The organism is Vicinamibacteria bacterium (assembly GCA_035620555.1).
Classification (GTDB): Bacteria; Acidobacteriota; Vicinamibacteria; order Marinacidobacterales; family SMYC01; genus DASPGQ01.
Map to the genome: position 1 here is coordinate 1 of DASPGQ010000440.1, position 10,263 is coordinate 10,263.

Sequence of the window (10,263 nt, forward strand, 5' to 3'; positions counted from 1 at the left end):
TCGATCATGGGCCGGGACGAACCGGGAAGATAAAGCAACGAACGTCGTCTCGGTTCCATCCGGATCTTCCTTCGGCATCGTAACACGCTCATTCCGAGGCGGTAGCCCCGCTCTATTGGAGACGCCTCGCATTTTCTTCGAACTTACCGTGCGAGTTATCCGTAATGGGCGATAGATAGGATGGGAGGAATCAACCGATGATCGTGCCCTTGCACCGCGCTCTTGCCCTCGCTGGCGTCGCCGTGGCTACGCTGACTGCCAGCCCCGTTTTGGCTCAGACACCCTGGATCCATGTCGAGGTGGACGAAGGCACCGCGGCGGACACGCGAGTCAAGGTCAACCTGCCGCTATCCGTGGTTGCGCTGGCGCTCGATGCGGCTCCATCGGAGGTCGTCTCTCGAGGACGAATTCACGCTCACGATTGCGATATCGATATCGCCGATTTGAGACGCGCCTGGAGGGAGCTGAAGGATGCTGGCGATGCCGAGCTCGTGTCTGTCGAGGGTCGAGACGGGAACGTAGCCATACGCCGCGAGGGCGACAAGGTTCGCATCGACCTCACCGATCGCAAGGACGGCGGCGAAGTTCACGTCGATGTACCGGTGTCGGTGGTGGACAGCCTCCTGTCGGGAGAAGGAGACGAGCTCAACGTTCGAGGCGCGATTGACGAGCTGAGATCGCTGCGGGGCGATGTCGTTCGGGTCGACGATGGCGGCACGAAAGTCCGCGTGTGGATCGACGAACGGGACTAGCAACCGATGCTCAAGACCGCCGCCCTCGTGTTGTTGTCCGTGCCTGTCCTCATCGTCGGGTCCCTCGCGAGCTCGAGCTGCCTCGTGGTCGACGTCAAGCCGTCGGACGGACCACGCCTGATCGTCCCCGTGCCTCTATTCGTCGCCCGCGCCGCCCTGAGCTTCGCCCCCGAGGAGGCCGCCTACGTAACTCTTCCCGATGAGGTCGCGGAGTATTCCGAACTCGTCCTCCGGATCATCGACGAGCTCGAGAACGCTCCCGACTCCGTGCTCGTCGAGGTCGACGACCACGGCGATCATGTGCTCATCGAAAAGCTCGGCGACGAGCTCGCCATCGACGTGACGACCCGTGACGAGGAAGTCTCGGTGCGTGTCCCTCTGAAGATGGTGGCCGAGATCGTGGAGAGCTGCCAGGGAGGGGAAGTCGAAGTCTCCCATGTCCTGAGCGCCCTGTCCTCGGTATCGCGAACCGATCTGGTTCACGTAAGGAGCAGGGACGAAGAAGTCAAAGTCTGGATCTGGTAAACGACTCGAAGGTTCGCCTAACGCCGGTCCCTGAGCTTGGCCAGCAATCGCAGCAGCTCGAGATAGAGCCATACCAGAGTGACCATCACGCCGAACGCCGCGTACCATTCCATGAATTTCGGCGCGCCGCGAGCGGCGCCCCGCTCGATGAGGTCGAAGTCGAGAACGAGATTGAGCGCGGCCACGCCGACCACGGCGAGGCTGAACAGAATGCCGAACGTCCCGGAGCTGTGGATCAGGGGGAGGCTGATCCCGAAGAACCCCAGCACGAAGGAAGCCATATAGAAGAGAAAGATTCCACCGGTCGCCGCGACGACGCCTTTTCTGAAGGTGTCGGTGACGCGAATGAGACCCGCCTTGTAGGCAAGCAGGAGAGCGGCAAGCGTTCCGAAGGTAAGGCCGATGGCTTGGACGACGATACCGGGATAGCTCGCTTCGAAGATGGCCGATATGCCACCGAGCACGAGACCTTCGAGAAGCGCGTAGATCGGGGCCGTCACCGGAGCCCAGGCTTGCTTGAATACCGTGACCAGCGCCGCGACCAGACCTCCGATCAGTCCCCCGAAGAGCCACGGAGACACGGCCGCGGGGTTGCCACTCGCGGTGTACAGGTTCCAGGTCCAGCCGGCGGTCAATAGGGCCAGCATCAGCAAGATGGCCGTCTTGTTCACCGTTCCAGCGACGCTCATGGCACCGCCAACCGCGGTACGGGCCGGGGCGAGCTTGACGAAGACGTTCTCGTTCAATGTGGGATTCATCGTTCGCATGGCGATCCCTATATTGTCAACGACCGCGGGACAAGGCAAGCTCGACGAGGTGACCGATCAGATCTTCATAGCTGCGGCCCGTCTTCGTCCAGGCCATGATGAGCTCGCATTGCGACGAGAGCCAGGGATTGGGATTCACCTCGAGGACATGGATCGTACCGTCGTCGCCGAGCCTGAGATCGACCCGCCCGTAGTCGCGAAGACCGAGAGCGACGTAGGCTTCGACCGCCACGTTCTGCATGCGCCGCGTCAGCCGCGGGGAGAGGCCGGTCGGGAATACCGCGGGCGTCGAGCGGTAGAGCTCCGTCCCCTTCCACCATTTCACCTCCGTCCCCGCGATCCGGGGAACGCCTCGGGGCAGGCGCGAGAGGTCGACTTCGACGAGAGGCAACGGCTCGGGTGGATCGTTACCGATCACGCCAACGTAGATGTCGCGTCCGGGGACGTAGCGTTCCACCAGGGCGGTCCCGAAAGCGCGTTGGACGTATCGTATGCGAGTGCGTAAGGCTCGCGTTTCGTGGACCACGGATCCGGTATCGATTCCGATCGATCCGTCCTCCCGGGCCGGCTTCACGATCAGCGGGAACGGAAGGTCGATTCGCGGGATCCTCGCATCGGGGGCGACGGCGACAAAATCGGGTGTCTCGATGTCATGGAAACGGAGCAGCTTCTTGGCCAGGACCTTGTCCTGCCCCACGTGGAGCGCACGGGGTCCGTTGCCGGTGTAGCGTTTTCCGAGAAGCTCCAGATAGGCCGCCACGTGCAGGTCCTTGGTGTCGTCGCCCCCGTAGGACTCGGTGAGATTGAAGAACACCGAGGCGGGGGTGCGCGCCAGCCGGGTGAGTCCCGCGGTCGCGCCGTCGAGAACGACGTAAACCGGCCGATAGCCAACCGCTTTCAACGCGCCAAAGACCTCTTCGTGCACTTCCGGCGGCTCGAGCTCCGAGCCGTCGGCGCGGAATGGAAGACCGTGATCCTCATGAGGCCACCAGACGTCGTAAAGGACGGCAACGGTCGTGCGCGGCATCTCGATCCCGATCACTCTTATCACGAAGTCGAAAACGTTTGTCGCAACTCGAAGTTTGTGATAATTTCAACGAAGATAATTTCATCAACAAAAACAATACGTTCACCGGCAAAACATGCGAAATGACTTCAAGTTAGCGCTTGTGTTCCTTGCTGCGGTCGGGGTTGCCTCCTGGGCGTGTAGTCCAGACAGCACCGAACCGTCGCTCACGATTACCGCCCCGACGACCCTCGATCCCGTTGCGGGTTCCGAAGTGGCCAGTCCGCAACCAACGCTCCGTGTCGGCAACGCGACCGGACCGATCGGACTGCGGTATCGATTCGAAGTCGCGACCGACTCCGACTTCTCGAATATGGTAGCACTCGGCGGAGATATTCCCGAGGGCGGGGGGGGAACGACCTCGTGGCAGATCAATACGCCATTGTCGATCGAGACTTTCTATCACTGGCGTGCGCGCGCTTTCGCCGAAAATGTGGAGGGTCCTTTCTCTCAACCCGCGAATTTCGAGGTCGTCGGGGGGTTCATCAGCCAGACGCCGGATAATCTCATCTATGTCTCCGACCCGTTGCTCAGCGGAACTTCGGTGGGTGAGGTTGGAGGCGGTGAGTTCCGCAGAGATGGTTGGATGGCGACCGACGCGCTCTCCTACATTCGTTACGTGATTCCGACGACGCCCAACGGCTTCGTCGAGTTCGACGTGACGAATCTGAGGAATCCGAACCCGCACTCAGACAAGCGGAACCTGATGATCATGTGGGACCCTTCCAAAGGTGAGTACACGACCAACCCGTTCCGCGTTCACCTGGCCAAGTACGATACCCAAACCGTCGATCGATGGCATATGAGGCTGCGGTTCATCTCGAACGGTCAGGAAACCAACACCGGAATCGATTTCTTCGATTGGGACCCGTCGCGGGTCTACCATTTTCGTATGGAATGGGGTGCGTTTCCCGAGATCGTCAGCACCCAGCGGGTGCAGGTGTTGATGGACGGAGTCGAAATCCTCAGCAGAAATTACGATCCCATTTATCGCCCCAACCCGCACTGGGTCGAGCTCGGAATGGCGCCAAGGGCGGAATCCCTCGAGCAGGCGATCTATTCGAACGTTACGATCGGTATTCGCCAGCCGTAACTTGCCGGGACAGACGCTGGCGCTGGACCCGTGTGTTACCGTAACGGTCTGCGCTACAATAAGCCTACAAGAGAAGAAGAACAAAGGTAGCTCGCGCTCGCTGCGCGCCAAGCGAAGGCGACGTCGTGGAGTGATCCAAGATCCATCCCGGAACCCGTCGCCTCGGTCGAAGGAGGCAAGACGATTCGAGCAGCCGGAGAGGTTTTTATGGAGACGAGCTGGCAGGACGTCGTATTCTTCGTGGGCGAGGTGATCTGCTTCTTTTTCATGCTGTGGGGCGCGGTATCGACGCCAACACAGTAGTCGGATTCTCAGGTTCGAGATCTCGTATCGCCGCTCTCCGACTGTCCACCACTTGAGCCTTGCTCCTCCGGCACCCACTCAATCGGAAGCTCGATCGTAAAGGTCGTTCCCTTCCCCACCTCGCTCTCAACGCCGATCCGACCTTGGTGCTTGGCGACGACGGCGTGTGCCGTCGCGAGGCCCGTGCTCATCCGGACTCGGCTTCCTTCCTGGGTGAAGTCGAACTCGAAGAGTCGTTTCAGTCTGGCGGCGGGAATGCCTTTTCCGGTATCGATGATCCGAATCCGGAGCCAACGGCCTTCGGCCGCGATCTGGAACCGAATCGCTCCCCTGTTTTCGATCGCATCCACGGCGTTTTGAATCAGGGACATGAACACCTGATTCATCTCACCTGGGTAGCAAGGAATCTCCGGCACTTCCTGGAATTCCCGGATTACCGTGATGCGCTCGGTGAGGTTCTGCGGCAGCAGCTCGAGCACGCTTTCGAGCCCCGCGCGCAAATCGGCCATTTGGAATTGAGCCTGGTCAAGCCGCGCGAAGGTCTTGAGACTCTCGACGATCTTTTTCAGCCGGCCGCTCGCGGCCGCAATGACCTGGGTGTCGTCGTTCAAGATGCGCCAGGCCTTCTGGAACCTCTCGTCCAGGACGACTTTTTCGAAGCTCTCCCGTTCCTTCAGCACGGTGTCGAGAGTCCCGAGACAGCGGACGCGTACGTCGTTGGCCGCGGCGATGGCGCCGAGGGGGCTGTTCAGCTCATGAGAGAGGCCCGCTACCAGCCTGCCAAGAGCCGCCATTTTCTCGGAATGGAGTAACTGCGTTTGCGCGGCTCGCAGCTCGTGAAGCAGCCTTTCCAGCCGCTCGTTGGTCTCCTTGAGCTCGACGTTTCTCAACCTCGCGATCTCGGCCTCTTTCTCTGCCCGCTCGACCTCGAAATCGGTCTGGAGGCTGCTGATTCGTGCATTCGCATCGCGATTGAACACGTCCTCTTTGATCTTCTGGAACTCGCGATGGTGCTTCAACGCCGCAACGAAATCTCCTTGCAGCTCGTAGGCGGCCGAGAGTGCTTCGTGCGCTTGATAGATTCTCGGCTTCGACTGGATTTCTATCGCCGTGGCCAGGGCCCGTCCCAGGACGTCCAGCGCTTCGGAGCTCTGCTTTCGGTCGATTAGGAGCCACCCCATATTGATGAGACTGGTGCACTGCGCTTGCCTTTGGCCGATCTGTTCGCGGATCGCGAGGCTGCGCCGGTGGTAATCGAGGGCCTGGTCGTGTTCCCCTTTCTGTTGGTAGATCAAGCCCAGGTCGTTCAGCGCTCTTGCTTCGCCCATGGGGTTCGCGGAGCTCCGGAAGAGCGGCAAGCTGTCGAGATAGCATTCGAGCGCCTCGTCGTGAGCCCCGAGGCGGCGGTGGATCGTGCCCTGACCGACGAGCGCTCTCGCCACCATCCAGTCTTTACCGACTTCGCGCCCCATCACCTTCGTTTGCTCGTAGAGCTCCTGGGCCTTCTTGAAGCTTCCGAGCTGCTCGTAGAAGTTGCTGAGACTCAAGAGGGAGAGCCCCTCCCAGAATCGAAGCCCCTCGTTGCGAAAGAACTTCAGGCACTCCAGGACGTTCGACAGCGCCTCGTCATACGTCCCCATCCCCTGCTGAACCGTGTGGAGGCACAGCAGCGCCTTGTTGCGGCCGGCCTGGTCGTCGAGCTTCTCGAACAACGCGCGGGCGACGCTGGCCTGCTCGAGTCCCTTCCGGTGCTCCGCCAGGAACCAGAACGCGTAGCCCATGAAAAGACGGCTATAAGCCTCGCCCTTGATGTAGTCGAGACGCCGTGCCATCGCCGTCGCCCGTTCGCTCAGCTCGAGCATTCCTCGAGGGTCCCCGCCGGAAAGGAGCGCCTCGAGCTGCTCGTTCATCGCGTCGACGGCTGAAACACCATCTACGGAGCGGTCCTCTTCTTTCCGGGCGCCCTCGGACGGGTGCGTCATCACAGCTCCTGGCACGGCGTGAAGTGCAGCAGGCTAGCACAGTCGTAGCGTAACCGGTATCGGAGCGTTCGCGGCGCGCTGAGAGTGCCGGCTTCACATCACGCTCGATCTCGATAAGGTGGGGACTTTGCGACGTTCTTGACCCGCGCCGCCGTCACGCCCATTCCCTGTCACATCTCTTGGTCAATCGACCTCGAGAGGTAACACTTCGCCAGACTTCCCGGGTCTCGCCGAGCTCGCTGCTTCTTGTTCCGCGACGGGTGTTTGCCGACGCGAGAGGTGGCGCGCTCGCTTCTGGCTCGAGACTTGCACTACAATCGAAGTCGTCCCTGAGGCTTCGGGGGCGATGAGCTCGCGCGAGAGACAAAAGATGTGGACCCGGCAATTCGTCTCGGCTGGGCTTCTGCCCGCCTTCTTCGTGGTGGCTACGCCCGCGCGGGCGGAGAATAAGGTCGAGCTAGTCCAGACATCGGATAATATTCCCGAGGCGAACCTCCTCGACGTCGACGTTCTGGCCTTCGAGCCCGGGCTTTCCGATGAAAGAGCCCTTCGCAAGCTCAGGAAAGCTGGAATCTCCCCCGAGGTCCGAAAAGCCGAGGCCCTCTATATTCCCATCCACCTCGCGCGCACTTTGCAGAAAACCGGATTCTGGGGGGCGGTGCGTGTCGGGCCGGCCGCAAGCATCGATGATCTTACGATCTCGGGTGCCATCTCGTCCTCCACGGGTGCCGAGCTCGAAGTCGACATCCGCGTCATCGACTCTCGCGGGATGGTCTGGCTCGACAAGCAATACAAGTCGAAAGCGGACGCAAGCGTTTATAACGTCCGGCATATCGCGGACGACCCCTTTCAAGAGCTCTACAACCGAATCGCGAATGACCTCATCGCCCGGCGCAGGAAAATAGACCAGAAAGACGTCACCCGCATTCGCGAAATAACTCTGCTGAGGTTCGCCGCCGATCTTGCGCCCGCCCCGTTCACCAACTACCTCGTATCCGCGAGAGACCGTTACTCCGTCGCGCGATTGCCGGCCCAGGGTGATCCCATGATGGCGCGCATCGAGCGCCTCCGCCTCCGGGACCGTATGTTGATCGACACCCTGGATTCCTACTACGCGAATTTCTACAGTCAGATGCAGGAGGCATACGGCAGCTGGCGCTCGCAGGACTACTGGCGGCGGGAAGCCATGAAGCGATCGAGTGCCCGACGTAGTTACCGAGGTGGGAGTGGAGCGATGGGGAACGGCGCGGGAAGCTCGCTGGTTCCCTTCCCGACCGATGGAAACACGCCGGGGGTCGGGGTGGGCCCCGAATGCGGCACCTCCCAGCTCTTCCCCGGAGGGGGAGCCGCGAACTCCTGGGAACGGCAAGAGGAGTCCAAGCGAATCGATCACCTCGCGGTTCTACGCGAGCTCGGTGCCTCGCTCGCGTCTGACATGGCCCCTCTCCTCATCGAGGTCGAAGGCAAGGTGTTGCGGCTCACCGGCTCGGCAGACACGGTGTACGCGCGCTGGCGCGAGCTCCTGCGCGAGCTCTTCGCTACCGAAACGGGCCTACCCGTCGTGGCTGCCGGCCCGACGAACTGACCGCCGCGGCGAAGCGGGTCATCCTCCCGCCGTCGTGTGTGTCAGGGTGTCTTGCCGCCCCTCAGCGAAGCGATTCGAGGTGTAGCGAAATTTTCCGGAGCGCGTCTCGAAGCGTTCTATTCGTTAGCGAGGTTGAAGTGGCACTCGTCTTGATGACGTCTTGGAGTCGAATCATCAATGTAACGGATCCCTGGACCCCGGGAGCCGTAAGAAACAACTCCCAAGTCCCCGTCATCTGTGATGGAACATCGGCCCTCGATCTCCAATTCTGTAATTGCGAGCTCACCGTGGGGTCGCCCGGAAGGAATGGAGTCGAGGGCAATTGGAGCTCACCACCAACGGTAACGTTCCCCGTCGCCGTCGCTGTGTTGCCCTCTCCCCCATCGATTACCGCGTTCACCGAAGCTTGGGTTTGGCTGAACATCGATCGATGAAGGAACACTTCTCCGACTGCCAAACTCCGGTCGCGACAGACCCCTTCCAACGCTCCCGAATCTTCACAGCCCGCGATGACCTCGCTGCCCATCCACGAGCCGCCGAAGTTCGGAAACACCCGAATCAGCAAGGATCCGCGGGGATTGACGTCGGCGAAGATGGTTGCCTCTCCTGGTGCGACCGCGGTGACGAGTCCCGTCGAAGAGACGGTCGCGACCGCTGGAGCATCCGACCCCCAGGTCGCCTCATTGGTTACGACGCGCGTCGTGCCGTCGCTCAACGTTTCGCGCGCCTCGAACTGGACGCTATCACCGATGAAGATCGTTCCACCCGCTGGAAACGTCACCGAGACCGACGTCGTCGTAGTGGGCCCTATTCCTCCGTCGCCGCAGCCTACGACAAAACAAAGAACCAGAGCGTAAACGTATGGACGCCACATGAGATACACCCTTTCTTCGAACCGTACAAGCTTCTCTGGCTGAGTTCACCCTTTATGGCGCCCGCCTTCAAAACGTTTCGTACCTGGCGGTTCGGCCTAGAGGAAGGAAGGTCTTAAACACCTGGATTCCGGGACGGCTGAGTCCTTTTCCCTGGCGGCTTGCAACGATGAAGGCTTTCTGTTCAGATCGAAGCGGTCCAATGGTGACAAGGCCCCGGCTTATGACCAGCTAAAATGGCCGCGCCGTTCGTTCCGAAAAGCCCGCCCTCGCGCAGCTTGCTGCGTCGCATCACAGGCAACAAAGAGGGGGCGCTTGTCGAGATAAACAACGTCTTCGCGCGAGCGACCTCAGTGCAGAGAGTGACACGTATTGAGATCGACGCCGCTTGCCAGAAGCACGGGGTCCGTCTTAAAAAAATCAGCCCCGAGCGTCGCTCAGAATTGTACGAAGCCTACGTTGCCTTCGCCTTTCGCGACCGCGTGGTCACCGAGGACGAGCTAGACACGCTCCGAGCGCTTCAAAGACTCCTGCTACTCGATGAAGCCCTGATCCAAAGAGCGTACTGGGATCCGATCCTGGAGATGTACGGACGACAAGTCGATCAGCTCATCGCGGACGGCAGGCTCACGGCAGAGGGCCGCGTGGCTCTCAGCAAGCTGAAGACGGATCTTCGGATTCCAGAAGAGCAAGCCAAGCGCGTTTACGACGCCAGGACCGGCAAGCGCGTGGAAGACTTCGTTGCCGAGATTATCGAAGACAAGAAAGTCTCCCCCGAGGAAGAGCGCGAGCTACACGCCATGTGCGAAAGCCTCGACGTAAAGATCAACTGGAGCGGCGATTCCGGTGAGACGTTCGCGAGGTTCAGAGAAAACTGGCAACTCGAACACGGCCAGCTAACGGAGATCGATGTTCCGATCAACATCCAGAAGAAGGAAGCGTGCTACGCGGTTCGAGAAGTCGAGTGGTATGAGACGAGGCGAGTCACGAAGCGAATCGGCTACAGCGGCCCCACTGCACGACTGCGGATCATGAAGGGCGTTTATTGGCGCGTCGGGAGTATCGGCGTCCAGCCGGTCTCCGAGGACGTGATGGCACACATCGACTCCGGCACCGTCTATCTCACAAACAAACGTATCATCTTCATCGGCGAAACGAGTAACAAGACGATCCGCCTGTCCCGAATCCTCGACTATGAGGTCTACACGAACGGCATCACGCTCCAGAAGGATGCCGGGAAGAGCCCGTTTCTGGAGTTCACCGACCGACCCGAACAGTTCGGTGTGCTACTCGGTCGCATGATCAACGAAGGCTCGTG

9 protein-coding genes are annotated in these 10,263 nt (G+C 60.6%); 5 read left to right on the forward strand and 4 right to left on the reverse strand.

Features of this window, described 5'->3' with window-relative positions:
- Window positions 1-197: 197 nt before the first annotated feature.
- Both VEK15_17765 and VEK15_17770 read left to right on the forward strand, forming a co-directional pair.
- Entirely contained in the window at window positions 198-752 is a 555-nt protein-coding gene (locus tag VEK15_17765) for a hypothetical protein (protein ID HXV62551.1), read from the forward strand.
- Between the two features lie 6 nt (window positions 753-758).
- Window positions 759-1,277: a hypothetical protein gene (locus VEK15_17770; GenBank protein HXV62552.1), complete on the forward strand. Its 519-nt coding sequence runs from the start codon at window positions 759-761 to the stop codon at window positions 1,275-1,277.
- Between the two features lie 17 nt (window positions 1,278-1,294).
- Here VEK15_17770 and VEK15_17775 read toward each other — a convergent pair whose 3' ends face one another.
- Window positions 1,295-2,044: a Bax inhibitor-1/YccA family protein gene (locus VEK15_17775; GenBank protein HXV62553.1), complete on the reverse strand. Its 750-nt coding sequence runs from the start codon at window positions 2,042-2,044 to the stop codon at window positions 1,295-1,297.
- 16 nt (window positions 2,045-2,060) lie between these two features.
- The gene (locus tag VEK15_17780) at window positions 2,061-3,095 is read right to left on the reverse strand and encodes a D-alanine--D-alanine ligase (GenBank protein ID HXV62554.1); all 1,035 of its coding nucleotides are present in this window, start codon (window positions 3,093-3,095) and stop codon (window positions 2,061-2,063) included.
- Between the two features lie 91 nt (window positions 3,096-3,186).
- On the opposite strand from VEK15_17780, the gene VEK15_17785 reads away from it, so the two are divergent.
- Complete coding sequence (locus tag VEK15_17785) at window positions 3,187-4,203, forward strand: hypothetical protein (protein ID HXV62555.1); 1,017 nt, start codon at window positions 3,187-3,189, stop codon at window positions 4,201-4,203.
- Window positions 4,204-4,514: 311 nt separating this feature from the next.
- Here VEK15_17785 and VEK15_17790 read toward each other — a convergent pair whose 3' ends face one another.
- On the reverse strand, window positions 4,515-6,488 hold the full coding sequence (locus VEK15_17790; protein ID HXV62556.1) for a tetratricopeptide repeat-containing sensor histidine kinase: 1,974 nt from the start codon (window positions 6,486-6,488) through the stop codon (window positions 4,515-4,517).
- A gap of 370 nt (window positions 6,489-6,858) precedes the next feature.
- On the opposite strand from VEK15_17790, the gene VEK15_17795 reads away from it, so the two are divergent.
- The gene (locus VEK15_17795) at window positions 6,859-8,073 is read left to right on the forward strand and encodes a hypothetical protein (GenBank protein HXV62557.1); all 1,215 of its coding nucleotides are present in this window, start codon (window positions 6,859-6,861) and stop codon (window positions 8,071-8,073) included.
- Window positions 8,074-8,134: 61 nt separating this feature from the next.
- Here the strand turns inward: VEK15_17795 and VEK15_17800 are convergent, their stop codons facing one another.
- Complete coding sequence (locus VEK15_17800) at window positions 8,135-8,854, reverse strand: Ig-like domain-containing protein (protein ID HXV62558.1); 720 nt, start codon at window positions 8,852-8,854, stop codon at window positions 8,135-8,137.
- Window positions 8,855-9,388: 534 nt separating this feature from the next.
- Between VEK15_17800 and VEK15_17805 the strand changes: the two genes are divergently transcribed.
- Window positions 9,389-10,263 (forward strand): hypothetical protein (locus VEK15_17805; protein ID HXV62559.1); only part of this gene is annotated, 875 nt, incomplete at its 3' end.